Source organism: Comamonas sp. Z3 (genome assembly GCF_008121565.1).
Taxonomy (GTDB): Bacteria; Pseudomonadota; Gammaproteobacteria; order Burkholderiales; family Burkholderiaceae_C; genus Comamonas; species Comamonas brasiliensis.
Genome location: NZ_VOQU01000001.1, coordinates 637,750 through 662,468, shown reverse-complemented (window position 1 = coordinate 662,468; position 24,719 = coordinate 637,750). Strand labels below are relative to the sequence as shown.

Here is a 24,719-nt window from a genome sequence, read left to right as displayed (position 1 = left end):
CCAGCGATAGCGCTCCCATTCGTCCTCATCGAATGAAGGACCGCTTCCGGGCGGCCAGTCCATGCGCTTGAATGTCGCTCATTGGTCGCTCAGCGACAGTCGCGGATCAGTTGCAACCAGGCTTCCAAATGACTACTTCCAAAAAAATTCATTCATGTTCATGCACGTTGGTAGTCATGGGATGGGATCAAACCACTGCATGGTTTCCCGGCATGGGAGGCTACGTGGAAAAACTGTTCATGCGATCACTACAACTGAGCACTCCCATGTCCCACGCAGAAGCGAAGAACGTGGTGAAGAAAATTGCCGCCCGGGAAATCTTTGAAGTGTTCCTTGCCGATGACTGTTATGCGTATGGGATGTGTCACGCCCTTGAGAGCATCGGCGGACAAGTTTCGCTCCAGCGAAGCGCGTGATGTTCTGCCCAGAGTCTTCTTTGGGTCGTTTCAAGCCCATCATCAATGATCGAGCGAACCGCTATAGCTCCAGCCAGGGGCTCATTAGTGACGGCATGAATGCGCCGCTGGTAGCGCTTCAGGCACTCCAGCAGTCGCGCGGTCTTGGTCGCGTCGAAGTAGCAGCGCGGCATCAGCATGCGGACTTGCTTGATGCCCTCTTCCACATCCGTGGCGCGCGGCTGCACCATGACCGAGCGCCGGCCCAACTCGCGCAGCAGCTGCTCTATGCTCTTGCCAGTCTGGAAATTCCTGGTTTTGCCGTCATGCGGCAGATAGTCCGTGCCCCAGCGATAAGGCAGCTTCTCCAGCTTGGCCACGTACCAATCCAGCGTGCGGTGGCTGTCCTCGATGTGGCCGATGATTCGCACATCCTGGGGGCCGCGCTGCATCAGGGCGATGCTCATGGCATCGTTCCAGCCCAGGTCCCAGACCGTGTGCACAGGCAGCGTCGGGTCATAGGGAACATCGCGCGCCCGGTTGTCCAGATAGACCGACTCCATCTCATGGCGGTAGATCGCGCCGGCCGCCACACGCCGCGCCTTGCCTTCCCAGATATGGGCGTAGTCGTCGGCCAGCATGGTGCGCTTGGCCTTGCGCCGCTCCTCATCCAGCACGCGCGGAAACCAGGGGTTGTCGCGCCAGTTGATCTCGACCACCCAGGTATCGGCGCTGGGCGCGGCGATGAAGCGCTGGTAGGTTTCATCCGTCTCCATGTCCGGATTCAGGGTCAGCCATATCTCGCTGCCTTCCTTCCGAATCGTCGGGATCAGAGTGTCCCAGGACTTCTTGCTTACGCCATGGGCTTCTTCCACCCACACGATGTCGCAGCCCTCGAAGGACTTGATGGAGTCCACGGTGTGGCTCTGCAGGCCCGAAAACAGAAACAGCGAGCCATTGATGCCGCGCACCTCGGTTTCCAGCACCTCGAAGAAGGCGTGCAAGTTCAGCCGCGCGATCACATCTTTGAGCAACTGGTGCACAGACTGCTTGATGGACTTCTGAATCTCCCGGGTGCAGAGCACACGCAGGGGCCGGCTGGCGGCCATCACCAACAGCACGGCCGCCACAGTCCACGACTTACCGCCGCCGCGCCCGCCGTGCATGACCTTGTAGCGCCTGGAATCCCAGATGCCGGCCAGCTTCTCAGGGATGGCCAGCACCGGCACCTCGGGCATGCCCTGCGCGGTAGAGGGGACAGGAGCGAGCTTCATTCCTGCTCGTCCTCGTCGGGCGCATGCACCGGCGCTTTCACATGCACGATCTGGATGGCGGGCGGCACATAGCCGGCGGTACCAGGTGCGGCCTCGTCCTTTTCCTTGTCATCCATGCCAAAGGCCGTGCGCTCCATGTCCACCAGCATGCGCAGGCTCTCGGACAGCGTCTTCATGGTCTTGGAGCGCTCGGGCAGGCTGATGACCTTGTGGTACAAGTCGTTGAGCCGATCAATCCCGTTCTCGTCGGGGTTGCGCATGTTCTCGCCCAACTGCTCCAGCAGGGCTACGGTGTCGGCGTCGGCCTGCTGCTCCAGCTCGTCCAGCAGCGCATTGGTGATGCGCCGGGCTCGGTGAATGTCACGGCGGTGGGCCAGGCGCACATCGGCAATGGCCTGTGCATTGGCATCGACTACAGCGCGCTCCGCAGCTCTGGTTTCCTTGGATACCTCGCTGGATACTGCCGCTTTGGATAACAGCGCATCCGCCTTGCGCTGGATTCTTTCGGACAGATCGCGCTCCCATCCGTCGCGCTTCGCTCTCTTGTTGATAGCGCCGTGCGTAATGCCGTTCTCGTCTGCGATCTGACGCAGCGTTTTTATTCCAGCGCGATAGTCAAGCTCGATGCGCTCCCAATCCGCAGGCGCGGCTTTGCCAGCCCCCTTTGCGCCAGGAGCCGACTGGGTACTCTTTTGGGGTTTGGATACTGCCTCATTGCATGCCATGCACCGGATAATGGGGCGCCAGGTATAGAGCGTCGAACCCTAGCCGGGTCACTAGCGCGGCAAAGTGCAGGCCTTGCTACCCAGTCTTCAACGAGAAACCGTCGATCCGCTATTCTTGTGATGGGAACAACTGCTGCACCAGCGGATGCAACACTTTGCGACTTGCTGCAATCGCAAAAAAATGTTCTTCAACACCCTCGCAGGCACCGAGACGTTTCACTGCATATCGGCTGGTCAACTCCTCGTGAACGAGGCTGGCCATGGGAAATACACCCATGCCGGCAGCGCCAAATGTCTTGAGCAAGGCACTGTCTTCAAATTCTCCGACGAGGTGTGGTCTGATGGAGTTGCGCTCAAACCACTGATCGAGCCTTGGACGCACGGCAGCATGCGTGGTTGGCAGTAGCACGGGCACCTTGGACAGAGAATGAGGAAAATTGTGCTTAGCCGCTACATACAGCGATGATGGCGCATACCAGGCCAACGGAGATGAACCCAGGGAGTGACTATAGACTTTCAAGTTCGGGTTGAGCGGCGCGGCTCGGTCTGCAAGAACAACATCTAATCGATGCAACGCAAGGTCACCCAACAAGTCCTCAAACTCGTCGACCATACACAGTAGCCGGAGGTTCCTCTCCTGCATCACTGACTGCATCAAGCTCTGAACCGCCAGCTTGGGCAATTCGTCGGAGATTCCGACAATCAGACGCACCGTAGGCGCGCCTACTGCATCGCGCACTACCGCAGGAAGCTGCTCTCCGAGTTGAAATATTTGCTCTGCCTGCCGCATGGCGGCAAGTCCCGCATCCGTCAGCACCACTCCTCGACCTGAGGGTTTGAGCAGAACATACCCCAGAGACCGCTCCAACTCACGAACTTGCGTGCTCACAGTTTGCACGGCCATGCCCAAACGTTCTGCAGCGCGAGCCATGCCACCTTCTTTGGCGACAACCCAAAAATAGTAAAGGTGCCGGTAACTGAAGCCTGGGTTCATTGTTCGGCTTTTCAGAGCTATTGCTTCTGAATTATCTGCTTTTATTAATTGGCTGCATCGCTATTGTTGATGTCATGCAATGCAGGGAGACGTGCCATGCAGAAAGCCTTCGCAGCTGAAGGTGTATGCGGCCTCTAAATTACGGGTCAACCAACGTCGAGTGATAGCGCTGCGCAGCGCAACTTCAAGGAGCAGACCATGCTGAAAGTACTTGTCCCATCAGACGGTTCATCCAATTCTCTGTATGCCATACGTCACGTTATCGATGAATTCAATAAAGGCCAAGGGCTTGAAATTCATCTTTTGAACGTACAGCCGCCGTTCTCGAAACTCATCACCGACTACTCAAGCAAGAGCGCTCGAATGGAGTTCCACCAAGAACAGGCTGACGCTGCGCTCATTGAAACGCGCCGGATGCTGGATGCCGCGGGAATCCCGTACACCGTTCACTCAGAAGTTGGCAACAAAGTGGACTGTATTGTGGACGCTGCACGTAGGCTCCACTGCGACCTAATTGTGATGAGCACGGCGCGCAAGAGCTCACTGGTACGGCTGATTGAGAACTCTGTAACCAATCAGGTGCTAGAGAAAGCAAGTGTCCCCGTAGAGGTTATTCCTGGGGAGGCTGCGTCGAAGCTCGAGCGCATTGGCATTCCCGCCGGAGTCGGCGCCGGCGCAGGCATCGTTGCTTTGTGGATGGCATCGAACTGACGGGCTGCATCGGGGAACCGTACCCGGAGCCTTCCCATGAACAACATCGAAACGCTTGCCACAGGACCCATGTGGATAGGCTTCGTCGCCTTTGTAATGCTAATGCTGGCCTTGGACCTGTTTGTGCTTGGCGGCAACAAGGCTCACCGCGTTTCGGTCAGGGAGGCTGCTGGCTGGACAGTGGCATGGATGACTCTGGCCACGTCATTTGGTGCTTTGCTGTGGTGGTATCTGGACACCACAGCCGGTCGCGAAGTTGCCAACCACAAGGCCCTGGAGTTTTTCACCGGCTATCTCATCGAGCAAGCGCTTTCAGTGGACAACATGTTTGTGTTCGTGATGATCTTCACGTACTTCGCGGTTCCACCGGAACTACAGCGTCGTGTACTGCTATATGGAGTCCTTGGTGCCATAGTGATGCGCGCGGCAATGATTCTTGGGGGTATCTGGCTGGTTTCCGAGTTTGCCTGGGTGCTCTATGTATTTGGGCTGCTCTTGGTTGTGACAGGCTGCAAGATGCTAATCATGGCTGACCAAAAGCCCGACTTAGAAAAAAATCCACTGCTACGCTGGTTACGCGGCCACATGCGTATCGCACCTGGGTTTCATGGGCAATCCTTTTTTGTGCGGATCGATGGATTGCTCTATGCAACACCGATGTTTCTTGTGCTGTTGATGATCGAGGCCAGTGATCTGGTCTTCGCTGTCGATAGCATCCCGGCCATCTTCGCAGTAACCACTGACCCCTTCATCGTCTTTACATCCAACATTTTTGCGATATTGGGCTTGAGGGCGCTGTACTTTTTGCTGGCCGATATGGCGGAACGTTTCTATCTGCTTAAGTACGGCCTTGCTCTGGTGTTGATCTACATTGGAGCAAAGATGGTTGCGATGCCCTGGTTTCATATGCCGGTGCATTGGTCGCTGCTCATTGTTGGCTCCATTGTTCTGATTTCCGTGTTGCTTAGCGTGAAGCTCTCGTCACGCAAGCCATCCAGGAGAGCTTTATGAGCGATGGAAAATTGACAGATCTGGCTCCTTCGCCTTCTCTTCAGCGGCGCGATAGCTTTGGCAGGCTCAGATTAATTGCTTGGAACTCAGAGTTAAGTGCAAAGAAAGCTAGCGGCGCGCGCTGGCTGGCTGCAGTTGATGGTTCGGAATGCTCATTGCGAGCAGTTGGCGCGATTGCACGCTTGATAGGAATAGGCCAAGGGGATGCAGTCGACCTGGTTAATGTCCAGCCTTGGATGAGCAAAGAAGCTGCAGAGACAGAGCTAGGACGAAATGCTTGGGCTGCAACAGCCCAAGCACGCAGCTTGATCAGCGTAGCTGAATCCCCTGCAGCACCTATGCCGTGATGGGCGAGGATGCGGCCTCTATCGTGAACCTGGCCGGGGAGCTTGGCAGCCTCGCTATTTGCATCGGCTCACACGGACTGACTGCTGCCGAGTCTGTTCTATTGGGTTCCGTCACCTGCAAAGTTCTTCATTTGACAAAAGCTCCAGTGCTTATCGTGCGCTGAATTCCCATTCCTCGGAGGTCGTCCGAGAAGCACACTGATTCGTCTCGCTACTGGATCAATTCAAGACTCCGCTGCGCCAGATTCTCCACTCTCGATGCCTTCAGCGCTTTGTAACGACGATCAATCTCCCTGAGTTGCTGCGGCATCTCCACCATCCGTGCCTCCATCTCCTTGCACACGCGCCAACGCTGAAGCCTCCAGCGCCTTACCCGCCAGCATGGGCGCCAACTGGCGCGCCTCGGCTGGCACCAGCGTCATCACCTCATCGCCCTTTTCAATCTTGTAGACCCCGTTGGGCATGGCCCTGCTGCTCGCCGCCCTGCAGGGCAGGCTGTGCCAGGTCTGCAATCTCGTAGCTGCGGTTCATGGCTCGATCCCGTCAAAATGGCTTTGCCGGCGCCAGCGAACCTGTGGCTTGCGGCCGGGGACAGGGATGGGGACGGTGTGCTCGCACCGGTCTGCTGCTGGGTGGCCCACTTCTGGGCATCGCGCAGCAGCAGGCTCGCGGGATGCAGCTGATCGCAGATGAACTTCTCTTCGACACGGCGCACGTAATGCACCGCAATGCGGGGAGCGCGCTCTGCGCCTATCCAAGGTTGGATAGCCCCACCAAACAAAGCACCCGGCTGTCCATGCAAGGCGCGCAGGTCACGCATCACATGAAAGTGATCCTTGCCGGTCAGCTCTGCAATGTCGCGGCCGCTCATCGTGATGGATGGCACCCCATGCGAAGATTGATTCGCCAAAACTTCACTTCGCATAGGAGCCTCCATGACCAGTGCCGCGCCGGAAAAGACGCTTCTTCGCTGCACGAAATGCGGCAGCAACAATCTCATCCATTTCCCGAAACCGAACATCAACGACGAGCTCGTTTGCGGCGCGTGCGGCAAACGGGCGATCACAAAGGAAGTCGCAAGGCTAGTAGCGCTCTGCCCCCGGACGGGATCAGGCAACGCGAACGAGATGTGGCACCAGCAGAAGAAGGTGCCGACGCTGAGAGTCCAGCCCCTGGGTCGGTACGGGGTGAGGCAGACGGGACGCCAAGAACAGAAAGGCCCACCGAGCAATCGGCGCCAGCTCCTGAGCGACATCAGGGCGCAAACCAAAGCATTGCTTGCAGGGCTTCGGTTTGGGTAAAGTGAATCCATGACACGCATTAACACCACCGAAATTTGGGAGCGACACGGCTACAGAGTCGAACGCATTGAGCAGGTCATGGGCGCGCCACAGCGCAATATCTATGGCCCTGACGGCACTCTGCTGATTGAGGATGCCGAGTACACCCAAGAGACTGAAGCACTGCGCGACCTTGGCTTCATCGACTGATCGCGACCACAGCTGCGCCGACATGGCTGGCGTCTATTTTTCAAGGGCACCGTTTAAGGTCATTTAAAAGAGTACCGTGGGACAAGGCAGTCAATCTTGACCAGCCACCTTAGACCGGAGGTCTATTTGTCAGGTAACCCGATCCCCATTTCAACACCATCTTTTTGGGACACCTTGAAGCTGATGTTCTTTTTCACGGACGGGGTCGCAGCTCCGGAGCAACAAGGACACCCCCTTGTTCCCCAAAAGCAGAACAGGGATGAGCAGCAGCGGCAGCGAAAGCAGTAACAGCTAAACAGCGATCAACGCCCCGAGAAATACGGTTTCTTTCACCAGCCACCCATGAGGTGGTTTTTTTGCGCCCGGAGAGTTGAAATGTGAGCGTTTAGCCAGCATGTGGCATGCATGTGCCCTCTCCCGCAGGGCTATAGCGGGGCCATCAAGAAAGAGCGCGGCGCTGAAAAACTGCAACCGGGCGTGGCGTCGGGCAATCCGAGATGCCGCCACCGACAGACCGCAAGCCGGGTGATCCGCTCTTTTTCTTGATGGTGCCGGGGGTCGGCTCCCCGGTTCTTACAAGCCAGGCCTGCAAGGCCCGGCTGGAATACTGCAAGAGGGTAATCGCACCGGCCACAGGTGCCCATCATGACCACCCCGGGAAAGTAGCGGGGGCCATCCGGCGTGACTCCCCGAGCAGGTGCGGCAACTCAGGAATGGGCCTGAGCTTCCGTCGATCAAGAGCACGGCGCGGCCTGTGCGTCGTGGCGAGAGTGGTCACGCCAGATGGCGCAGAGCTCGTTTGTGAACCCACGTACATATTGATTCCGTGACTCTCTTTGGGCAAAATTTGCGTCACGTACCTGTTTTGCCGGGCCTGGGGTCGCAGACTCCTTTCACTTCCTCAACTTGCCCAGGCATGACCAAATAGGTCACCGGCTTTTTATTCGCGCCCGCAGCAACTGCTTGCGGGCTTTTTCTTTTGCCACAGGCAGTTCAATGTACAGAACAGGACGCTCATCGCGCAAATCAGGTGCCTAAAGTCGCACTGCCAAAGCCTCATGAGCAAACGGGGATCTACCCCGTTTCGTGTAAGACGAGCTCCTATTGATCGCCCTAAAAGCATTGTGCAGAATTCGATGCCATCTACCTGTTATGCCGGGCCTGGGATCCCTCCTCCCTCCCTTACTGACCTCTCCCCAGGCAGGACCCGAAAGGGTCACCGGCTCTTTATTCAAGCCCGCAGCAAACGCTCGCGGGCTTTTTCTTTGCCAGCAAAAGCACTTGCTCGAAGCGCAGCGTGGTGCCATGAGAGTCGCTTGGAGAGCGCCACACAACACAATGACACAAATTAGGTGCTATACCCAAATCACGCCGCACACTCCAGATGCCATCAGCTAGAGATGTCTGCAAGTTTTGCAGGAGTCACAGGCTTGAAAAAAAGGATGCAACCGTCCACTCTCTTACGCTAGATCAATCAGACCACAGGCAAAAGACATGCCAAGCAGCGCCAGCATCTGATCAACATCAGAGCTGCAAACAAGAGTCTTACACACAGATTTTTGGCTTGGAGCTTCAACCATCAATCCTGACGTCGATTTTGATAGGTATTGTTTAAGGTTATTAAAGAGAGTACGGTGAATTGAATTGATCAATCTCTACAACCACTTTAGACAGGAGGTCTATATGTCTTTCGACGATAGAAAAATTCTAAATATCTCGATAGTAATCCTATCCAAAATAAAGATATTGATAGTCAAAAAGCATCCGATGACGACTATTTTTCCACATGACATTCGAGACAGATACGGCGTTGCAAGATGAAGCGTCGGAGAAGATTTTGCAAAGAAAAGAACAGCAAATCACTACAAGGGCTTCTCGAAATAGCTCGGTCACTTGAGAAATTATCCGCCCGGAGGGCTAGATGTTTTCACTGCTTAATCACAAACGACAAAACGAATTCTGGCGCGATATGTTTTCTATTTTTCTAGAGCCCACCTCAGAGGTTCAGCGCGCCCCTGCCACTCTAGGTCAGCCCTCCTCACCAAAGCCAGAAGTTCAGCAGCCTAGCCCCAGGGTAGCTCCTGACAACAAAGGTACCTGATGAGGTCGCACACAGTGACCTATCGAGTTACCGCAGCTCGCAGTGATGGACCGTAGGTATATATGTCAACAAGCCGAACCCCATCGCCCCGACTGAAAGACTGGATAACAGTCACACGAATTTTCGCCAGGGGAAAGGATTATCCCACTCCATCCAACATTGAGCAGTGTGGGCCGCCGGAGAAAGATAAAAGAAGGCAAGAGGAGAAACAAGCGCTTATGCGCCAAAGCTATCGACATTGGTAGCAAGAGTGCGCTACATCAACGCATAAGCGTGGCGTCGGTTTTCGCGCATTGAAATCGAGATGTAACCGAATAGCCAATATAAGTCATGAATGCGCCGTCCCTGCATAACATCTCCAAGGGAAATTATGGAGGCGGCAGCGTTGATGGACACGCCGGAAGTACTAGCCCTTGACCTTCAGTCGAACGAAATACACGCAAGGACTGGCTAGGCGAAGAAGCAGGTATTAAGCCCTGCCCGCTCAAATGACGGCGTACGCAGTGCACAAGGGCTGCATGTTGAAATCAGCCGACGTAGGCAAGGCCCCGTAGCACAACCACACGAAATATTGGGTTGGCATGCAAAACACTCATGCCTCTCGCAAGCATTAGGACGTGCCAACGCAGGCGGTAACCATCAGCTGCAGTCACCCATGCGGGTACAACTACCCAAGAGGTCAACTCGACTTGCGCTGATTGATGACTTGGCGTGGCCTGCGCGTCGTGGCGACAGTGGCCACGCCAGATGGCTAAGCATCTTTCTTAAACCCGAGTACGCAACTTAACGCTGGGCCCTCAAGTCTGGCGAGCCGCTGCGCCCTCTAACCTTTTCAGCCGGGCCCGGGACTCATATCACCCTCTCTATGCCTCTTCCCAGGCGTGACGACAAAACGTCACCGGCTCTTTCTTCAATCTCGCTGCAACTGCCGCCAGATTTTTACGCCAAGGAGATTCAGTGCATTCGCCACCTACTACCCAAAAAGACAAAGCTGCTAGTAGCAGCACAATGGGCGCTCATCGGCTTCAGTATCTTCTGCCTAATCGGAGCTGCCGTTGTGATGGCCCTCACAGTTGATGCTTGGCCTATGTGAATGCGATCGACTCAATTCTGATAGCTGCCTGCGCTCGTCAGATAATCGCCCCGGAGTAGTTCATGAAAAATCTCGTTGAAGGACTAATCCTTATCATCGCCTTCTGCGCGGGACTGGCATGGCTGGTCAGTACTCCCGTACAAGCAGATGTGCCAGCATTCCAAATAAATACACTGCGCGATGATTTCGCTTGCCCAGGCGCACATGCTGAGTGGCTGGAAGATAGGACTGTGCAATGTCTGAAAGAGATATCTTGATTTATATGTGACGGCCAAGAGAGGGGTCTCAGATCCTTTCTGGCAGTATCTCAGTATTATTTAACTAGAAGAAGCAGGCGTCACCTGTATTCCTTCAACTGGCTCGGAGTGCGCATTGTCAATAAATGGATGTTTTCTTTTCCGAAGTGAAATCTCTATCAACGAGAATCCAAGTTGCATCTCCCACATTGCGAAATTTTCCCGGAATTTCAACAAGGCACATGATATAACTGGCATCCTTATTTTTGATGGTCAGCGATTCGTCCAGTATATGGAGGGTCCTCAGGAACATCTGCTTTCACTGATCAGAAAAATAGCGCTTGATCCCAGACATACAAAGTTCAGTCCTTTACATCAGGCCAATGGCATCATTCAACGCTTCTTTACCAACTGGGAATTAGCTTACGTATCAGACATTGAAGCAGACCCACTATCAAAAATGTGGGAGGTTGACTGGAAAACTGCTGTCAGTTGCTTGCTACAACTATTGCCACAGTTTGACTCCGGTTAGCAGACTCGATCCCAAATTTCTAATCGCTCTATAAGAATCCCGCTTGACCGGAATCTCTAGGGCAATGACCGCAGAAAAACATTGCATTCTTCACAAGCCCGTTTACATGGGCTTTTTCTATTTCTGGAGTCCCAATGTTCAAGAACATGACCATTTACCGCATTGCCGAGGACTGGCAAGGCGATCTGCAGGCGCTGGAGGATGCCCTGCTAAGGACAGTCTTTAAGGAGTGCGGCGCCACACAGGAGCGCTCCGTGGGCTGGGTGCCGTCGCGCGGCGAGCAGCACGGCCCGCTGGTCGAATCCGTGGCCGGGCAGTGGGTGATGGGCTTCATGACCGAGGCCAAGGCGCTGCCGGCCAGCTTGCTCAATCGCAAGGTCGACGAGAAGGCCGAGCACATCGAGAAGACCGAAGGCCGCAAGCCCGGCAAGAAGGAAAAGCGCGACCTCAAGGACGAGGCCAGGCTGGACCTGCTGCCCATGGCCTTCACCAGGCAGGGCAGCATGTGGGTCTGGATCGATCCGCAGGCGCGCACCCTGGTGCTCGACACCAGCGCCCAGGGCCGCGCCGACGAGGTGGTCACGCTGCTGGTCGAAGGCCTGCCCGGCTTTGCCCTGGCCCTACTGGATACCCAGACCAGCCCACAGGCGGCCATGGCGCATTGGCTGATGACGCAGGAGCCGCCTGCCGGCTTCACCGCCGACCGCGAAACGGAGCTGAAAGCCGCCGACGAGTCCAAGGCCGTGGTGCGCTATGCACGCCACCCGCTGGACATCGATGAGGTTCGCCAGCACATCGAGCACGGCAAGCTGCCCACCAAGCTGGCCATGACCTGGGACGACCGCGTGAGCTTTGTGCTGACCGAAGGCCTGCAGATCAAGAACATCGCGCTGCTGGATGCGGTCATGGACGGCAACAGCCAGGACGACAGCGGCTTTGATACCGATGTGACGATTGCCAACGGCGAGCTGTCGCGCCTGATTCCCGATCTGATCGAGGGCCTGGGCGGCGAAGGCCGCACACGCCTAGGCGATCTGCCCGCCTCGCTGGCTACCAGCGCCAGCACAACCGGCCCGAAGGCCGCACCAGCCGACACATCTCCAGGCGAAAGCCCGTTCTAGCCACTCACTCTTCAATCCCCTGCCCGCCATACCGCGGGCTTTTTTCTTTGGAGGCTCCCATGAGCCTGACTTTCGTGAATCACAACGGCGACCCCATCACCGATTCCCGCATGGCCGCCATGCGAGCTCAAGGAATGGAGCTCGAGCGCCAGCGCCGCCAGGCCGCCTGGCAGCCAAGGCGGATTCGGTGTCCGTGCACAAGGGCTGGCGCGTTTCGGGCATCAAGCCTGGCCTGCTGGAAGAGGCAAAGCAGGCGCACGGGCGGCTTTGCCAAATGGCGCAGAAGGCTGGCGGCAAGCCGCCGGAACCCTTTGACGAAACCGCGTGGCTGCGCACTGCTGTGCGCAGCAAGCCCTACATCCTTCAGGAAGCCGCCTTGCAATGCAAAGAGCTGGCCATCAAGGCTGGATGGCTTGACGTTCAGATCCAAGAGGTGAGGAAAGTGGTTGCCTGAGATCACAGGCGAAGTACCACCTTGTGCATCAATGGAAGAGCTCTTTGCACAGGCCAGGAACGACCTCTACTCGCTTCAAAAAAATCAATGTAGATCAGTTTCTCAATCCAAAAGCGACTATCCCCTACACCACAGGCCAAAGCATTTGTAATAATTTGTGAGAAATTGGAAAGCTGCATCAATGCTGACAAAAGTTGTCGCTTTCTACTCAAGGAATAGTCAATGCTGCTCCGTTTCGATCTTTGATCGAGGAGGCGATGGACAAATGCACACGAAGAACGACGAAATCCTGGTGCTAGCCCCATCGGCGGGGATACTCATTCTTGCAGCAATACTGATCGTTGCTTGGCTTGGTCAAAGATCTCAGCGCTTTCTGCTTTGGCAGTTTTATGCCTATTCACTCACAGCTCTAGTGCTGGTCGCTCAGACAGTAATACCTCTTGAGAAACTCAATAGCTACGCGCTACTGATCAGCACTTGCTATCTGCTGAGCGCATGGTGCCTGGCCAAAAGCTGGGCACAGAGGTGGCGCGTATCGACTCAACCCAAAGTTGCACTACTCATCGCGATTGTCACATTGACGGCGATTTATCAATTCAGTTGGGTGGAACCCAACGCCTGGGCAAGAGTGAGCATTTTTAGCCTTGCCTCCAGTCTTGTTTTAGCCCTGCCAATTTTGCAGGTCCATTCAAAAAAAATCTCATTCGACTTGCTCGATAAATCGCTGCTTTGGCTAAGCATCATCTTCACTGTGTACAACTTAACTCGACCGGCGTTGATCTGGCTACTGGGTTACACGGACCTGCGATATCTACCAAGCTCACCATATTGGATATTAACGCTGTATAGCGTATTGGGATTTTCATTCCTCTTCACAGTGGTAATGACTGCTATTGCCGTGAAAGAAACGGTAGATAAGCTTCGCAAAGAACGTGACTTTGATGCATTGACCAAGCTACTGAATCGCCGCTCTTTTCAAGAACATGCCCAAAGGCATCTCACCGACATGAGAAGCTACCCCATGGCAATGCTGGCCTGCGACATAGACCACTTCAAACGCATCAACGACACCTGGGGACACGAACGTGGCGATATGGTGCTGCAACTGGTTGCCACAACTCTGCAAAACAATGTGCGAGAGCATGACCTAGTTGCCCGGTTTGGTGGTGAAGAGTTTGTACTGCTATTGGCCGGCATAACGCTGCAAGAAGCAGAATTCATTGCACAACGGATCCGGAGTGACCTCGGGTCAAAAAATACCGTTCTTCCGAATGCCCCAAAATTGACCATGAGCTTTGGAGTTTCATTGATCACCAAGCCATCCCAGTTTGAGCAAGCCATGAAGGAAGCCGATCAACTCCTCTATCAGGCCAAGAATGCGGGGCGTGATCGGGTTCATGTATCTGGCGTTTGCTATCAAGATAAATCTTTAGATATTCATCAACAAGGAAACAGGCCTAGCGCTTAGAAATCCCGGATATCAAGGGAAATTCAATTCACTTTTCAGTAAACAAGTGGGCTAGGCACACCGGAGTCTGAAACTGATGTGATCGCTTGTGCGACCTGGAATGCTGCTGCTTGCGCGGTCTCCAGGGACGTATGGGTATGCACAGTGATCACTCTGAAGCGCTTCGCCATTGATAGCCCTAGTCAAGACAAACGCACCAGCCTCCTCGCTACCCTGCTGACTGGCTTCAGCCCATATATGAAAGCCATCTACTTCTCGATTGCCCATCTTCTTCTCCTAAGACAAGTGCAGCGCACATGAAGTAAAGCACCCGCGTCAACAAACGCACGGCGGGCAAATTTCACTACAACACCTAAGCCCGCCACTGAGCGGGCTTTTTGCTTTCTGGAGCCCTATGCTTACCCCTCAATTCGTGCTGCCCGTCCACACCGAGCTGGTCGTGGATCTGTTTGCCGGTGGCGGTGGAGCCTCCACCGGTATCGAGCAGGCCATCGGCCGCCATGTCGATATCGCCGTCAACCACGACCCCGAAGCCGTCAGCCTGCACACTGCCAACCATCCGCCAACGCGCCACTTCTGCAGCGATGTGTTTGAGGTGGATCCGCTGGCAGTCACGGACGGACAGCCGGTGGGCCTGCTCTGGGCAAGCCCGGATTGCAAGCACTTCAGCAAGGCCAAGGGTGGCAAGCCTGTCAGCAAGAAGATTCGCGGCCTGGGTGGTGATCAAGTGGGCCAGGTTGACCCGCCCTCGCGTCATCTGCCTGGAGAACGACGAGGAATTCCAGACCTGGGGGCCGCTGGGCGTGGACTCGCGGCCGTGCCCCGAGCGCTAAGGCCAGACCTTCCAGCGCTGGGTGAGCCAGCTACGCAACCTGGGCTACAAGGTGGAATGGAAGGAGCTGCGCGCCTGCGACTTCGGGGCGCCGACCATTCGCAAGCGTCTATTCCTGGTGGCCCGCCGCGATGGCCTGCCCATCAGCTGGCCGCAGCCCACCCATGCCCAGCCCGACGAGAGCGGCAAGGTTGCCAAGGGATTAAAGCCCTGGCGCACTGCGGCCGAGTGCATCGACTGGAGCATTGCCGCACCGTCCATCTTCGAGCGTGAGCGCCCCCTGGCGGATGCCACCTGCAGGCGCATTGCCAAGGGCATCGACCGCTATGTGGTGAAGACGGCAAAGCCGTTCATCGTGGGGGATTGCGCGCCATTCCTGACCGAGCACGCCAACGCCAGCACACAGCGCACCTTCCGCGCTGACGAACCACTGCGCACCCAAGTGGCCCAGATCAAGGGCGGGCACTTTGCCCTGGCCGTGCCGACGCTGGTGCAAACCGGCTATGGAGAGCGTGCCGGCCAGGCGCCGCGCGTGCCCGGGCTGGATAAGCCGCTGGGCACCGTGGTGGGCAGCCCAAAGCATGCCTTGGTGCAGGCCTTCCTGGCCAAGCACTACACGGGCGTGGCCAGGACGCCAGCTGCGCAGATCCCATGCACACGATCCCCACCAAGGACCGCATGGGCATGGTCATGGTCCACGGCGAGCCCTATGCCATCGTGGATATCGGGCTGCGAATGCTCACGCCGCGTGAGCTGTACCGTGCCCAAGGCTTCCCTGAGAGCTACATCATCGACCGCGGCGGCGCCGGCGAGGCCATCACCAAGACCGCCCAGGTCCGCATGTGCGGCAACAGCGTATGCCCGCCCCTCTCTCGCGCCATCGTGGCCGCGAACTACAGCGAAGCAGGCCAGCTCCGAAAAGTCACCTGACCTCCAACACCCCAGCCCGCAGCCGCGGGCTTTTCTCATTCTGGGAGCCACCTATATGCAAGACAAGCAAGTAATCACCGCAGCAGAACAAGCTGTATGACACGCAGGCCTTGACGAAGGGCGGGCACAGGCAGCGCCCGCCGCCGTGGCAGTGCCTGCGACGCCATGGCGCGAAATCGGCAATGGAATGCCGGAATAGACAGACGACAGCTCCATTCGCGTGATCGTTGTTACTGCGGACGAAGACTTCGGAGGCGTTCAGCTTCATGACGTGCCGGCCAGCGACTTCCACCGCTGCGACCCGGATGATCCTGCTGATCCGGAAGGCTTTGGCACTGAGGTAACCCGATCCTGCACGCATTGGGCCTATCGTGACGAAATCTGGCCTCGCGCCGCGCTTTCCCCCAACCCGGAAGCAGCTACGCCCATGGTTGACATGACGCCGCCAGCTACAAGCCGCGTCCGCTGGATGTATGAGCAAGGCCGACTGGCAGAGCGCGAAGACATCTGCGCAGCCATCAAAGCCGAGGACGATCACTGTGTGACGCAGGAGATTACATGCTGGACTCATATGACTGCATCAAGGTGGCACGAAGCGAGTGGGTGCGGCCTGTCTATGAGCCCGCCATCGCCGCCCAGGCAGCCCAGCAGGGAGGTCCAGCATGAGGCACCGAGCCCGCGACCGAGGCGACAAGCGCGACAGATGGCGCGAACCAGGGAACCACCAAAGCCGCGCCGCAGGCGGCTTCTTTCATTTTGCAACCACCATTGAGTCGAAAAAACATCAAAAAATAGGCTGCTGATGTAAATTCGAATCCCGCATTAATACACTCTATTTCAATGAAATTGCAATAAACCATTTAAACAACAGACATTTTGCAAGAATGGGATCAATATGAAGTTTCGGTAAGCAATTCGTTTACCGATAAGCAACCTGGAGATTTCAATGAGCCAACAACCTAACAATCCACAAAACCCCCAAAACCCTCAGCAGCAGCAAAGTAGCGGATCTACCTTTCCCCCAGGCACAAAGCCTACACCACAAAGTGGTGAAAAGTCTTCACCCAACCCTCCGCAAAATGCCAAGCCTGTTCAAGCTGAACAGACAACAAAAAAACCTGAGCAGCATCGCTAACACATCGCGCCTGCTTGAGATATGGACTAGTTCACTCAACACTAATTTAACCTCCCAAGCTTGCACAAAGTGACAATTTTGCGTAATCGTGCGTTTTCGCAGTGTGACAGGAGTACGTAATCATTTTTCAACTCGCCACGCCGGTATTCCGGTGTGGCCAAGACGATTTCCGGGATAACAAAAAAGCCACTCCAAAGAGACTCTGAGATGCTTTTTTCGACGTGGTGGCTCGCTTAGGATGTTTTACGAGCCAAAATTCATCTTGAGACATCCAATAAAGCATGAGCCATCGCTCACGCCATTAAAAGAGGCTCTCAAATGAAAACCCTCAAATCAATCACTCTCGCCTCGCTGGTATGCGCATCGCTATTGAGCTTAGGTGCCTGTAGCGGCATGTCAGCAAGAGATCGGAATACCGCGGTCGGTGCGGGAGTCGGTGCCGTCGGAGGTGCTGTATTGACCGGAGGCAGCGGCCTTGGAACAGTTGGTGGCGCAGCTGTCGGTGGCTTCATTGGAAATCAAGTCGACACAAACGACAGCCAGCATCAGCGCAAATGGTAGCTACCAGAATGCGTTAATAGTTCAATAAATATCTCATAAATTGAAATACGGTTTATGAACCGAAACGAAGGAGCAGACCATGAGTATCGGCACCATCCTGTTGATCATCCTCATACTGCTATTACTTGGGGTATTGCCATCCTGGCCACACAGTCGCAGTTGGGGCTACGCTCCAAGCGGCATCATCGGCCTTCTAGTGGTCGTATTGCTAGTCATGGTAGTGTTAGGACGCATCTAGCGACCTTTTTCTTGCTCACCAGCAATTGTTAAAGGAGTCGATATGGTAAATGTGATGACCATACTTTCAGTGTTAGGCGTATTGGCAGCGCTTTACTTTGCATATCAATATGGCATTTTCTAAAAGTACCTCTGCGATAAAGCGCGAAAGCATGCAAAGCTCTGCTTAATTACTATTCAAGTCACAAGAACCCCGCCATCTGAGCGGGGTTTTGCTTTTGGAGCCAACGAATGAAAGAAACCGGCCTGATGTTCAAGGCGCCCTTGGTGCGCGCCATCCTTGACGGCAGCAAGATACAGACACGCCGTGTGTTCAGCGAGCATATGGTGAAGCAGATGCGTGCAGCAGCTGCCATGGGTGAGGTATCGCACTTTTTGGATGAAGGGCGCTTGCAACCCAACGACCTTGCGTATGTGCAGCAGTTCTCTCCGGTTGGCCAGCCCGGCGACCGCATCTATGTGCGCGAGAGGTTTGCGCAGCATCCGCGGTTTGCAGACTTGGCCTATCGAGCTGAAGGCGAGGAATTTGAAGATAGCGACGGCTCTCTGGATTCCCAAATGGGCACCGGCAATCCACATGCCCAGGAAGCTTGCCCGCATCTGGCTGGAAATCACAGGCGTGCGCGTGGAGCGCCTGCAGTCCATCAGCCGAGGGGATGCCATGGCAGAAGGATGCCCGTTCCCCAACATGGCCGAAGGAGCAGACCCGCGGGAATGGTTTGCCGAGGTGTGGCAGTCCACCGTCGGCGAATGGGCGGCAAACCCCCTGGGTATGGCTGATCGACTTCAAGCGCATCGAGAAACCGCGATGACCAGCGCCAGCACCGTGGGCCTGCCAGAAGACAAGGCCTACATAGCCCACCACTTCAACTGCCCTACCTGCTGCGCTGCCGGGCTATCCGGCGGCAAGCAGGCGCGATGCCCAGCTGGCCAGCGCCTATGGGACCTTTACCTGCAGGCATTCCAAGCCCTGAACCTCACCCCCAAATAAACAGAAAGCCCCGAAAGGGGCTTAACTTTTGATAGCACTATGACCAAAGCCACAAACAATTTCACCTGCTCCGTCACAGGAGCGGCCGAGATTCTTCAGGTGCATAGTTCCACCGTTGAAAAACTCATTGCCAGCGGCGTTCTGCCGGCTGGCCGAATCGGCCGTGCCTACGTGATGCGAACCAGCGATGTGCACCGCTATGCAGAAAAAGTCATCCCTGACCAGACTTCAGAGCGGCTCACCACAGGTCATCGGCCAAGGTCGATCCGCGCAAGTTTGCGTATCGCATGGGCATTCTGTGGCTCTTGTGGCCAGTAATTTTCATGATCTGCGTTTCGCTGAGCTTGGTGCGCTCAGACAACCGACTCGTCGCCTCATGACGCAGATCATGGAACAGCAACCCCTTTGCGCCAGCGAGCTCAAAAATATCCACGAAGAGCCGCGACAGGAAATCAGTCGTGTCATTCAGCACTTTCGGTGACTCCTCCGCTTGCAGGAAGGGGAACACCCAATCAGCAGGGTCGGCATCGCCTGGCTGGAACGCGCGCAGTTCCGCCAGTGCCACCGACGAAAGCGGGTCTTGCCGCTTGTCCCCGTTCTTGGTCTTGTCCAGGAACACCGTCTTTTGGGACAGGTCCACCTGGCTCCAGCGCAGTGTGTACATTTCGCGCATCCGCATCGCAGTCTCTACGGCCAGCACTGTGATGCACTTCAACGCCCCTTAGTTCCGCCGCCCCTCAAGCACGAGGGGCCGCCGCGTGCGGGGCAGCACACCCGTGGCGATCACCCCCAAGATTTTTCCCCACTCGCCGGGCTCAAGGCGCCGGTCCCGTTCGTTGTCTTTTCGTTGCACTCCCGCGATGGCCGCGTCAGCCTTGGTGTATTGGGCGTAGCCGCTTGGCAGCGAACGAAGCGCATGGTCAGGCATCGTGAGCAAGCCTTTGCGCATGCCCCAGTCCGTGGCGCGAGCGAGTGCACCGACCTTCGCGTGAATCGTAGTGGGCGCTACCTTATCAATGCGCTTCATCTGAGCGATCCAGTGCTCCACCCAGGCGGCATTGATTTCATTCAAGCGCACCGTGCCGTGGATAGGCAGGATGGTTTTCAGCGACGCAATATCTTGGGGCGAGGGATGGGCCTCGCGCTCGTAATCGCCAACGAGGTCAGCGATGGTCAAAAACCTGTTCGGTCTTTTGGTGCTCAAGAGGAACGATGCCACGCGCCAGCAGCGCCTCCAACTTGGCCGCATATTCATCGCCTTCGGCCTCTGTGGAAAACCTGAGATACAGCGGCTTATCCAGAACGCCCTTCTTCCTGAAGACGTACTGTCACGATCCATTTGCGAACTGCTTCTTGCCTGCCTTCTAGCCCTCCAAAAAGGAGCGTCATACTAATACCCTGCAGAGTTGGCAAGCAACGATTTTCAGTTGGTAGAGGCGGCTGGTGGCGGCTATTCGAGCTGGTGGAGAGGGCAAAGAAAAAGGGCTTAGATCGCTCTAAGCCCTTGATTTCTTTAGTTTTCTTTGGTGGGTCCTGACGGTCTCGAACCGCCGACCTACTCCGTGTAAAGGAGCCGCTCTACCAACTGAGCTAAGGACCCACTGAAACTGGGTGTCAGTTCAGAGCATCTTTCAATGCTTTGCCCGGACGGAATTTAGGCACCTTGGCCGCCTTGATCTTGATGGAATCGCCGGTACGGGGATTACGACCGGTGCGAGCTGCACGCTTGCCAACAGCAAATGTGCCAAAACCAACAAGCGATACTGTACCACCTTTTTTCAGTGTTTTCTTCACTGCGTCGATCGTGGAGTCCAGTGCACGCGCAGCTGCGGCCTTGGAAATATCGGCGTTGTTAGCGATGTGCTCAATCAGTTCGGTTTTATTCACAAGATGCCTCTCGAGAAATAAGTGAATGGAATGTCTCTGCAAACGCAAACCTTGCGCAGCAAGAAACCAGTCGCGATAAAGACGGAAGCCAGCCTATCAGTTTTTGCGTATGGGCAAGCCCATTTTTTCCTGAAGCCGCTGACATTTTTGACGCCAACTCGCGCTGCGCATTCCAGCGACAGGACCAGATTCTATGCGGTTTTTGAGCGGGTTCGGCCATCCAAAGCGGCTTTTTTCAAGCTTCTTCCGTGTCGGCTTCACCAATTGACAACAATTGACAAAATCTGCAGTCCGATCAAGTCGCGCGATGTGTTGCGGCAAATCTTTTTTGCCGCTCCGAAAACAACCTGCCAGACAGCAAAAAGCGCTTGATGAACAAGCGCTTTCAGAGAGGTTCGTTGTGGACTTCAGAGCCTGGCACGAATTTCGGGCAATGCCTTTTGCAGGTAGTAGACCATGGACCAGACGGTCAGCACTGCGGCAATCCAGATCAGCCACTGTCCCCAGACACCGGTATCGATCACTCCGAACGCCACTCCGTCATAGAGCAAAAAGGGGATGGCCACCATCTGGGCCATGGTCTTGGCCTTGCCGATCATGTGCACGGCCACGCTCTTGCTGGCGCCGATCTGAGCCATCCATTCACGCAGTGCCGAGATGGCAATCTCGCGCCCGATGATGATCAACGCCACAAACACGTCGGCGCGTTGCAGATGAACCAGCACCAGCAGCGAGGCACAGACCAGGAATTTGTCGGCCACAGGATCTAGAAAAGCCCCGAATGCCGACGTCTGGTTGAGCTTGCGGGCCAGATAGCCGTCAAACCAGTCGGTGGCGGCAAACACGACGAACATCACCGTGGCGATGAGGTTGCGGGTCGCCTGATCCAGCGGCGCGTAAAACACCCCCACGATGAGCGGAATCGCCACGATCCGCGTAAGGGTCAGCACAGTAGGGATGGTGAAGAACATGGGTGTCATTGTGTCACGAGCGGGCTGCGCCAGCGCGGATTCGCGCTCGCGCAGCCTGCATCAATGCAGTGCCTTGTAGATTTCTTCGGCCAGCGTTGCGGAAATGCCCTCCACGGTCATCAGATCGTCCACGCTGGCATCGGCCACGCCGCGCACGCCGCCAAAGCGCTGCAGCAATCGCGCCCGCTTCTTGGGCCCCACTCCCGCAATATCTTCCAGGCTGCTGCTGCCCGTGCGCACCTTGGCGCGGGCCGCGCGCATGCCGGTGATGGCGAAGCGGTGCGCCTCGTCGCGGATCTGCGCCACCAGCATCAGGGCCGCCGAATCATGGCCCAGATAGACCTTGTCGCGCCCGTCGGCAAACACCAGCTCCTCCAGGCCGACCTTGCGGCCCTCGCCTTTTTCCACGCCCACGATGCGCGACAGGTCGAGACCCAGTTCCGTGAAGACCTCCCGCGCCATGCTGACCTGGCCCTTGCCGCCGTCGACCAGCACCAGATCGGGCAGATGCGGCTGCTTGCCGGTCAGCTCGGCGCCGCCTGCCTCGCGCTGCGCCTCGGCCACGGGCTTGTAGCGGCGCGTGAGCACCTGGCGCATGGCCGCATAGTCGTCGCCGCCGGTGATGCCTTCGATATTGAAACGACGGTAATCGCTGCTCTGCATCTTGTGGTGATGGAACACCACGCAAGAGGCCTTGGTGCTTTCGCCGCTGGTGTGCGAGATATCGAAGCATTCGATGGTCAGCTCGTCGAGATTTTCGACCGGCAGATCCAGCGCCTCGGCCAGGGCACGCGTGCGCGCCTGTTGCGAGCCCTCTTCGGCCAGCAGCCGGGCCAGCTGGATGTCCGCATTCTTCTGCGCCATCTCCAGCCAGATGCGGCGCTGCTCGCGCGGCTGCTGGACCACGGTGATGCGCACGCCGGTCTGCTCGGTCAGCAGCTCCACCAGCCGCTTCTCCACGGGATGGCTGACGATGAGCGTGGGCGGCACCGCCACGCCGACATAGTGCTGGGCGATAAAGGCCTCCAGCACCAGCTCCTCCACGGGTCGCGCCTCGGCTGCAGCGTCCACCTCTTCCTCGCTGGAGTAGACCGATGCGGCATCGCCCAGATTCGCCGGGAAGTAAGGCCTGTCGCCCAGGTGGCGGCCGCCGCGCACCATGGCCAGGTTGACGCAGGCGCGGCCGCCCTGCACGCGCACGGCCAGGATGTCCACATCCTTGTCGTCCGTGGTTTCGATCGCCTGCTGGTGCAGCACGCGCGACAGGGCCGTGAGCTGGTTGCGCACCTCGGCCGCCTGCTCGAACTCCAGCTTGTCGGAGTGCGCCATCATGCGCGCTTCGAGCTGCTGCAGCAGCTCGCTGGTTTCGCCGCGCAGCATGGCCTCGGCATTGCGCACATCCAGCGCATAGGCCTCGGGCGATATCAGATCCACGCAGGGGCCGGTGCAGCGCTTGATCTGATAGAGCAGACAGGGGCGGCTGCGGTTGGCAAACACCGTGTCCTCGCAGGTGCGCAGCCTAAAGACTTTCTGCAGCAGCTGAATGCTTTCCTTGACTGCCCAGGCACTTGGGTAGGGGCCAAAGTAGCGGTGCTTCTTGTCCACGGCACCACGGTAGTAGGCAATGCGCGGGAACTCCTGAAACGCAGGCTCGCCCTCCTTGCCGTCACGGTGGGCCACGCCGGTGATCTTGAGATAGGGGTAGCTTTTGTCGTCCCTGAACAGGATGTTGTACTTGGGGTACAGCGTCTTGATGAGGTTGTTTTCCAGCAGCAGCGCCTCGGCTTCGGAGCGCACCACCGTGGTCTCCAGCCTCACGATCTTGCTGACCATATGGCCTATGCGCGTGCCGCCATGCTCCTTCTGGAAGTAGCTGGAAACGCGACGCTTGAGGTTGATGGCCTTGCCCACGTAGAGCAGGACACCGGCAGCATCGAAATAGCGATAAACGCCGGGCAATGGCGGCAGCGCGGCCACCTGGGCCAGCAGTTCGGCGGAATGCGTGGAAGACATGGGCGCTATTGTCTGCGCATGTGGACGAATCCTGCAGCAAGCGGTGCAAACGAGCGGCAGCGCATTGCACATCAATAAAAGGAGCTGCCAGCGCTTTATCAGATTGAATTTCAGATAGTTTTCAATCTGAAATCCTTACCAATCAAGCGATAGCAGCTCCTTTTTTAGGACCAATGGATTCGGGGCAATCCCTGCGCCCTGCAGCTTACTCGGCTTCGATCCTGGACGACTTCACCACCTGCGCCCAGTTGCCATATTCGGTCTTGACCATGGCCGCCAGTTGCTGCGGGTTCATATAGTCTGCCGTGGCGCCCTGCTCTTCGGCCTTTTTCCTGAAGGCGGGGTCCTCCACCACCTTCTTGATGTCGGCAGCCAGCCTGTCGATCACGGGCTGCGGCGTGGCCTTGGGCGCAAACACGGCAAACCAGGACGTGGCGTTCACGCCCGGGTAGCCGGCTTCCGCCGTGGTGGGCACATTGGGCAGGCTGGGCAGGCGCTGCTTGCCCGTCACGGCCAGAACGCGCAGCTTGCCGCTTTGCACATGGGGCATGAAGGGAGGCGCGGTGCCGAAGGTCAGGTCCACCTGGCCGCCCAGCAGGTCCTGCAGCGCCGGGCCGGTGCCCTTGTAGGGCACGTGCACCATCTTCACGCCGGCCTGCTGCTCCAGCATGGCACCCGTCACATGCTGCAGCGAGCCGTTGCCCGACGAGGCATAGTTGAGCTTGCCGGGGTTGGCCTTGGTGTAGCTCACCAGCTCGGCCAGCGTCTTCACCGGCAGCTCGGAGCGCACCACGATGATCTGCGGCGCCGACAGCACATTGGCCACGGGGGCAAAGTCGCCTTGCTCCCAGCTTCTGGCCTTGGTCAGATGCGGGGAGATGACGTGGTAGCCGGAGTACTGCATCAGCAGCGTGTAGCCGTCGGCATCCGCACGCTTGACCAGATTGGCGGCGATGGCGCCGTTGCCGCCGCCCTTGTTGTCCACCACCACCGATTGCCCGATCACCGGCGCCAGCGCCTGTGCGGCCATGCGGCCGGCCAGATCGGTGGTGCCACCCGCGGCTGCGGGCACGATCATCAGCACGGTTTTGCTGGGATAGCTGCCCTGGGCCATGGCCGGGGCGCTGGCAAGGCCGGTCGCGGCAGCGACCGTCGCGAGCAGGAAATGAAGGCGTTGACGTTGAACAGTCATGTTTGTCTCCTTGTTGGA

The 24,719-nt window shown here is 56.9% G+C and carries 30 protein-coding genes, 1 tRNA gene and 2 pseudogenes; 21 read left to right on the top strand and 12 right to left on the bottom strand.

The genetic code is table 11. The features are described 5' to 3' along the window. Nucleotides 1-128: 128 nt before the first annotated feature. A complete protein-coding gene (locus FSY59_RS03180; RefSeq protein ID WP_148728444.1) occupies nucleotides 129-416 on the top strand; it encodes a hypothetical protein in 288 nt (95 codons plus the stop codon). On the opposite strand, the gene FSY59_RS03175 is transcribed toward FSY59_RS03180, so the two are convergent. From FSY59_RS03175 to FSY59_RS03165, 3 genes are all read right to left on the bottom strand, one after another. Then, nucleotides 365-1,669, bottom strand: coding sequence for a PBSX family phage terminase large subunit (locus FSY59_RS03175; RefSeq protein ID WP_148728443.1), 1,305 nt, complete (start codon nucleotides 1,667-1,669; stop codon nucleotides 365-367). The two genes, FSY59_RS03180 and FSY59_RS03175, sit on opposite strands and share 52 nt — an antisense overlap. Then, nucleotides 1,666-2,394: a hypothetical protein gene (locus FSY59_RS03170; protein WP_148728442.1), complete on the bottom strand. Its 729-nt coding sequence runs from the start codon at nucleotides 2,392-2,394 to the stop codon at nucleotides 1,666-1,668. Before FSY59_RS03170 ends, FSY59_RS03175 begins: the two co-directional genes overlap by 4 nt. Nucleotides 2,395-2,503: 109 nt before the next feature. Next, complete coding sequence (locus FSY59_RS03165) at nucleotides 2,504-3,388, bottom strand: LysR family transcriptional regulator (protein ID WP_019043489.1); 885 nt, start codon at nucleotides 3,386-3,388, stop codon at nucleotides 2,504-2,506. 198 nt (nucleotides 3,389-3,586) lie between these two features. On the opposite strand from FSY59_RS03165, the gene FSY59_RS03160 reads away from it, so the two are divergent. From FSY59_RS03160 to FSY59_RS27640, 4 genes are read left to right on the top strand one after another with little or no spacing between them, the layout of a single operon-like run. Further along, a complete protein-coding gene (locus FSY59_RS03160) occupies nucleotides 3,587-4,099 on the top strand; it encodes a universal stress protein (RefSeq protein ID WP_003056582.1) in 513 nt (170 codons plus the stop codon). Between the two features lie 36 nt (nucleotides 4,100-4,135). Beyond that, the gene (locus tag FSY59_RS03155) at nucleotides 4,136-5,110 is read left to right on the top strand and encodes a TerC family protein (RefSeq protein WP_003056584.1); all 975 of its coding nucleotides are present in this window, start codon (nucleotides 4,136-4,138) and stop codon (nucleotides 5,108-5,110) included. Then, nucleotides 5,107-5,457, top strand: coding sequence for a hypothetical protein (locus FSY59_RS03150; protein ID WP_255439127.1), 351 nt, complete (start codon nucleotides 5,107-5,109; stop codon nucleotides 5,455-5,457). The genes FSY59_RS03155 and FSY59_RS03150 overlap by 4 nt, the downstream gene beginning before the upstream one ends. After that, nucleotides 5,457-5,621 carry a universal stress protein gene (locus FSY59_RS27640; RefSeq protein WP_255439160.1) on the top strand — a complete coding sequence of 55 codons (165 nt, stop codon included), beginning with the start codon at nucleotides 5,457-5,459 and terminating at the stop codon, nucleotides 5,619-5,621. The genes FSY59_RS03150 and FSY59_RS27640 overlap by 1 nt, the downstream gene beginning before the upstream one ends. A gap of 120 nt (nucleotides 5,622-5,741) precedes the next feature. Here the strand turns inward: FSY59_RS27640 and FSY59_RS03145 are convergent, their stop codons facing one another. Next, complete coding sequence (locus FSY59_RS03145) at nucleotides 5,742-5,921, bottom strand: hypothetical protein (RefSeq protein WP_003056589.1); 180 nt, start codon at nucleotides 5,919-5,921, stop codon at nucleotides 5,742-5,744. A gap of 471 nt (nucleotides 5,922-6,392) precedes the next feature. On the opposite strand from FSY59_RS03145, the gene FSY59_RS27305 reads away from it, so the two are divergent. The 13 genes and pseudogenes from FSY59_RS27305 (at nucleotide 6,393) to FSY59_RS03070 (ending at nucleotide 17,648) form a co-directional block, all read left to right on the top strand. Further along, a complete protein-coding gene (locus FSY59_RS27305; protein ID WP_187427883.1) occupies nucleotides 6,393-6,758 on the top strand; it encodes a hypothetical protein in 366 nt (121 codons plus the stop codon). 9 nt (nucleotides 6,759-6,767) lie between these two features. Beyond that, nucleotides 6,768-6,947: a hypothetical protein gene (locus tag FSY59_RS03135; protein ID WP_003056594.1), complete on the top strand. Its 180-nt coding sequence runs from the start codon at nucleotides 6,768-6,770 to the stop codon at nucleotides 6,945-6,947. 3,256 nt (nucleotides 6,948-10,203) lie between these two features. Beyond that, nucleotides 10,204-10,398, top strand: a complete 195-nt coding sequence (locus FSY59_RS03115; protein ID WP_080553905.1) for a hypothetical protein — start codon at nucleotides 10,204-10,206, stop codon at nucleotides 10,396-10,398. Between the two features lie 115 nt (nucleotides 10,399-10,513). Continuing rightward, entirely contained in the window at nucleotides 10,514-10,909 is a 396-nt protein-coding gene (locus tag FSY59_RS03110; protein ID WP_148728441.1) for a BLUF domain-containing protein, read from the top strand. Nucleotides 10,910-11,043: 134 nt separating this feature from the next. After that, complete coding sequence (locus FSY59_RS03105; protein WP_148728440.1) at nucleotides 11,044-12,030, top strand: recombination-associated protein RdgC; 987 nt, start codon at nucleotides 11,044-11,046, stop codon at nucleotides 12,028-12,030. A 187-nt stretch (nucleotides 12,031-12,217) separates the two neighbouring features. Beyond that, entirely contained in the window at nucleotides 12,218-12,484 is a 267-nt protein-coding gene (locus FSY59_RS27300; RefSeq protein WP_255439126.1) for a hypothetical protein, read from the top strand. A 265-nt stretch (nucleotides 12,485-12,749) separates the two neighbouring features. After that, nucleotides 12,750-13,952, top strand: a complete 1,203-nt coding sequence (locus FSY59_RS03095; RefSeq protein ID WP_148728439.1) for a GGDEF domain-containing protein — start codon at nucleotides 12,750-12,752, stop codon at nucleotides 13,950-13,952. A 394-nt stretch (nucleotides 13,953-14,346) separates the two neighbouring features. Further along, nucleotides 14,347-14,568 (top strand): annotated as a pseudogene (locus tag FSY59_RS27915) (DNA cytosine methyltransferase); the annotation flags it as partial. 238 nt (nucleotides 14,569-14,806) lie between these two features. Then, nucleotides 14,807-14,905 (top strand): annotated as a pseudogene (locus tag FSY59_RS27910) (DNA cytosine methyltransferase); the annotation flags it as partial. Between the two features lie 530 nt (nucleotides 14,906-15,435). Beyond that, nucleotides 15,436-15,714, top strand: a complete 279-nt coding sequence (locus FSY59_RS27905; protein ID WP_148728437.1) for a DNA cytosine methyltransferase — start codon at nucleotides 15,436-15,438, stop codon at nucleotides 15,712-15,714. A 946-nt stretch (nucleotides 15,715-16,660) separates the two neighbouring features. Beyond that, complete coding sequence (locus tag FSY59_RS03080; RefSeq protein ID WP_148728436.1) at nucleotides 16,661-16,849, top strand: hypothetical protein; 189 nt, start codon at nucleotides 16,661-16,663, stop codon at nucleotides 16,847-16,849. A 318-nt stretch (nucleotides 16,850-17,167) separates the two neighbouring features. Next, nucleotides 17,168-17,410, top strand: a complete 243-nt coding sequence (locus FSY59_RS03075) for a glycine zipper 2TM domain-containing protein (RefSeq protein WP_019043476.1) — start codon at nucleotides 17,168-17,170, stop codon at nucleotides 17,408-17,410. Between the two features lie 79 nt (nucleotides 17,411-17,489). After that, nucleotides 17,490-17,648: a DUF3309 family protein gene (locus tag FSY59_RS03070; protein WP_003056610.1), complete on the top strand. Its 159-nt coding sequence runs from the start codon at nucleotides 17,490-17,492 to the stop codon at nucleotides 17,646-17,648. A gap of 176 nt (nucleotides 17,649-17,824) precedes the next feature. On the opposite strand, the gene FSY59_RS27630 is transcribed toward FSY59_RS03070, so the two are convergent. After that, nucleotides 17,825-18,226: a hypothetical protein gene (locus FSY59_RS27630; RefSeq protein WP_019043475.1), complete on the bottom strand. Its 402-nt coding sequence runs from the start codon at nucleotides 18,224-18,226 to the stop codon at nucleotides 17,825-17,827. On the opposite strand from FSY59_RS27630, the gene FSY59_RS27625 reads away from it, so the two are divergent. Together FSY59_RS27625 and FSY59_RS27900 are read left to right on the top strand one after the other, a co-directional pair. Continuing rightward, nucleotides 18,225-18,638 (top strand): hypothetical protein, encoded by a 414-nt coding sequence (locus FSY59_RS27625; RefSeq protein ID WP_255439125.1) that lies wholly within the window; start codon nucleotides 18,225-18,227, stop codon nucleotides 18,636-18,638. The two genes, FSY59_RS27630 and FSY59_RS27625, sit on opposite strands and share 2 nt — an antisense overlap. Nucleotides 18,639-18,677: 39 nt before the next feature. Then, nucleotides 18,678-18,956 carry a helix-turn-helix domain-containing protein gene (locus FSY59_RS27900; protein ID WP_148728435.1) on the top strand — a complete coding sequence of 93 codons (279 nt, stop codon included), beginning with the start codon at nucleotides 18,678-18,680 and terminating at the stop codon, nucleotides 18,954-18,956. On the opposite strand, the gene FSY59_RS27620 is transcribed toward FSY59_RS27900, so the two are convergent. From FSY59_RS27620 to FSY59_RS03045, 4 genes are all read right to left on the bottom strand, one after another. Then, the gene (locus FSY59_RS27620; protein ID WP_255439124.1) at nucleotides 18,877-19,302 is read right to left on the bottom strand and encodes a site-specific integrase; all 426 of its coding nucleotides are present in this window, start codon (nucleotides 19,300-19,302) and stop codon (nucleotides 18,877-18,879) included. The two genes, FSY59_RS27900 and FSY59_RS27620, sit on opposite strands and share 80 nt — an antisense overlap. A gap of 57 nt (nucleotides 19,303-19,359) precedes the next feature. Further along, the gene (locus FSY59_RS27615) at nucleotides 19,360-19,815 is read right to left on the bottom strand and encodes a hypothetical protein (RefSeq protein ID WP_255439122.1); all 456 of its coding nucleotides are present in this window, start codon (nucleotides 19,813-19,815) and stop codon (nucleotides 19,360-19,362) included. A gap of 347 nt (nucleotides 19,816-20,162) precedes the next feature. Continuing rightward, nucleotides 20,163-20,238, bottom strand: a tRNA-Val gene (locus tag FSY59_RS03050). 14 nt (nucleotides 20,239-20,252) lie between these two features. Continuing rightward, nucleotides 20,253-20,525 carry an HU family DNA-binding protein gene (locus FSY59_RS03045; RefSeq protein ID WP_003056615.1) on the bottom strand — a complete coding sequence of 91 codons (273 nt, stop codon included), beginning with the start codon at nucleotides 20,523-20,525 and terminating at the stop codon, nucleotides 20,253-20,255. Between the two features lie 30 nt (nucleotides 20,526-20,555). On the opposite strand from FSY59_RS03045, the gene FSY59_RS03040 reads away from it, so the two are divergent. Further along, complete coding sequence (locus tag FSY59_RS03040; protein ID WP_148728434.1) at nucleotides 20,556-20,897, top strand: hypothetical protein; 342 nt, start codon at nucleotides 20,556-20,558, stop codon at nucleotides 20,895-20,897. A gap of 35 nt (nucleotides 20,898-20,932) precedes the next feature. Here the strand turns inward: FSY59_RS03040 and pgsA are convergent, their stop codons facing one another. The 3 genes from pgsA to FSY59_RS03025 all read right to left on the bottom strand — a co-directional run bounded on the left by pgsA (nucleotide 20,933) and on the right by FSY59_RS03025 (nucleotide 24,701). Then, entirely contained in the window at nucleotides 20,933-21,496 is a 564-nt protein-coding gene (gene pgsA, locus FSY59_RS03035) for a CDP-diacylglycerol--glycerol-3-phosphate 3-phosphatidyltransferase (protein ID WP_019043474.1), read from the bottom strand. Nucleotides 21,497-21,556: 60 nt separating this feature from the next. Further along, on the bottom strand, nucleotides 21,557-23,509 hold the full coding sequence (uvrC, locus tag FSY59_RS03030; protein ID WP_003056619.1) for an excinuclease ABC subunit UvrC: 1,953 nt from the start codon (nucleotides 23,507-23,509) through the stop codon (nucleotides 21,557-21,559). Between the two features lie 205 nt (nucleotides 23,510-23,714). Continuing rightward, nucleotides 23,715-24,701 carry a tripartite tricarboxylate transporter substrate binding protein gene (locus tag FSY59_RS03025; protein ID WP_003056622.1) on the bottom strand — a complete coding sequence of 329 codons (987 nt, stop codon included), beginning with the start codon at nucleotides 24,699-24,701 and terminating at the stop codon, nucleotides 23,715-23,717. Between the last annotated feature and the right edge of the window lie 18 nt (nucleotides 24,702-24,719).

Coding starts and splice junctions, on each gene's coding strand:
- FSY59_RS03075 (WP_019043476.1), top strand. CDS start 17,168: ATGAAAACCCTCAAATCAATCACTCTCGCCTCGCTGGTATGCGCATCG.
- FSY59_RS27900 (WP_148728435.1), top strand. CDS start 18,678: ATGACCAAAGCCACAAACAATTTCACCTGCTCCGTCACAGGAGCGGCC.
- FSY59_RS03175 (WP_148728443.1), bottom strand. CDS start 1,669: ATGAAGCTCGCTCCTGTCCCCTCTACCGCGCAGGGCATGCCCGAGGTG.
- FSY59_RS03115 (WP_080553905.1), top strand. CDS start 10,204: ATGAAAAATCTCGTTGAAGGACTAATCCTTATCATCGCCTTCTGCGCG.
- FSY59_RS03145 (WP_003056589.1), bottom strand. CDS start 5,921: ATGCCCAACGGGGTCTACAAGATTGAAAAGGGCGATGAGGTGATGACG.
- FSY59_RS27905 (WP_148728437.1), top strand. CDS start 15,436: ATGCACACGATCCCCACCAAGGACCGCATGGGCATGGTCATGGTCCAC.
- FSY59_RS03040 (WP_148728434.1), top strand. CDS start 20,556: ATGTCTCTGCAAACGCAAACCTTGCGCAGCAAGAAACCAGTCGCGATA.
- FSY59_RS27625 (WP_255439125.1), top strand. CDS start 18,225: ATGCCCAGGAAGCTTGCCCGCATCTGGCTGGAAATCACAGGCGTGCGC.
- FSY59_RS03150 (WP_255439127.1), top strand. CDS start 5,107: ATGAGCGATGGAAAATTGACAGATCTGGCTCCTTCGCCTTCTCTTCAG.
- FSY59_RS27630 (WP_019043475.1), bottom strand. CDS start 18,226: ATGTGGATTGCCGGTGCCCATTTGGGAATCCAGAGAGCCGTCGCTATC.
- FSY59_RS03165 (WP_019043489.1), bottom strand. CDS start 3,388: ATGAACCCAGGCTTCAGTTACCGGCACCTTTACTATTTTTGGGTTGTC.
- FSY59_RS27305 (WP_187427883.1), top strand. CDS start 6,393: ATGACCAGTGCCGCGCCGGAAAAGACGCTTCTTCGCTGCACGAAATGC.
- FSY59_RS27640 (WP_255439160.1), top strand. CDS start 5,457: ATGGGCGAGGATGCGGCCTCTATCGTGAACCTGGCCGGGGAGCTTGGC.
- FSY59_RS03080 (WP_148728436.1), top strand. CDS start 16,661: ATGAGCCAACAACCTAACAATCCACAAAACCCCCAAAACCCTCAGCAG.
- FSY59_RS03135 (WP_003056594.1), top strand. CDS start 6,768: ATGACACGCATTAACACCACCGAAATTTGGGAGCGACACGGCTACAGA.
- FSY59_RS03095 (WP_148728439.1), top strand. CDS start 12,750: ATGCACACGAAGAACGACGAAATCCTGGTGCTAGCCCCATCGGCGGGG.
- FSY59_RS03160 (WP_003056582.1), top strand. CDS start 3,587: ATGCTGAAAGTACTTGTCCCATCAGACGGTTCATCCAATTCTCTGTAT.
- FSY59_RS03070 (WP_003056610.1), top strand. CDS start 17,490: ATGAGTATCGGCACCATCCTGTTGATCATCCTCATACTGCTATTACTT.
- FSY59_RS03105 (WP_148728440.1), top strand. CDS start 11,044: ATGTTCAAGAACATGACCATTTACCGCATTGCCGAGGACTGGCAAGGC.
- uvrC (WP_003056619.1), bottom strand. CDS start 23,509: ATGTCTTCCACGCATTCCGCCGAACTGCTGGCCCAGGTGGCCGCGCTG.
- FSY59_RS03155 (WP_003056584.1), top strand. CDS start 4,136: ATGAACAACATCGAAACGCTTGCCACAGGACCCATGTGGATAGGCTTC.
- FSY59_RS03025 (WP_003056622.1), bottom strand. CDS start 24,701: ATGACTGTTCAACGTCAACGCCTTCATTTCCTGCTCGCGACGGTCGCT.
- FSY59_RS03170 (WP_148728442.1), bottom strand. CDS start 2,394: ATGGCATGCAATGAGGCAGTATCCAAACCCCAAAAGAGTACCCAGTCG.
- FSY59_RS03180 (WP_148728444.1), top strand. CDS start 129: ATGACTACTTCCAAAAAAATTCATTCATGTTCATGCACGTTGGTAGTC.
- FSY59_RS27620 (WP_255439124.1), bottom strand. CDS start 19,302: ATGTACACACTGCGCTGGAGCCAGGTGGACCTGTCCCAAAAGACGGTG.
- pgsA (WP_019043474.1), bottom strand. CDS start 21,496: ATGTTCTTCACCATCCCTACTGTGCTGACCCTTACGCGGATCGTGGCG.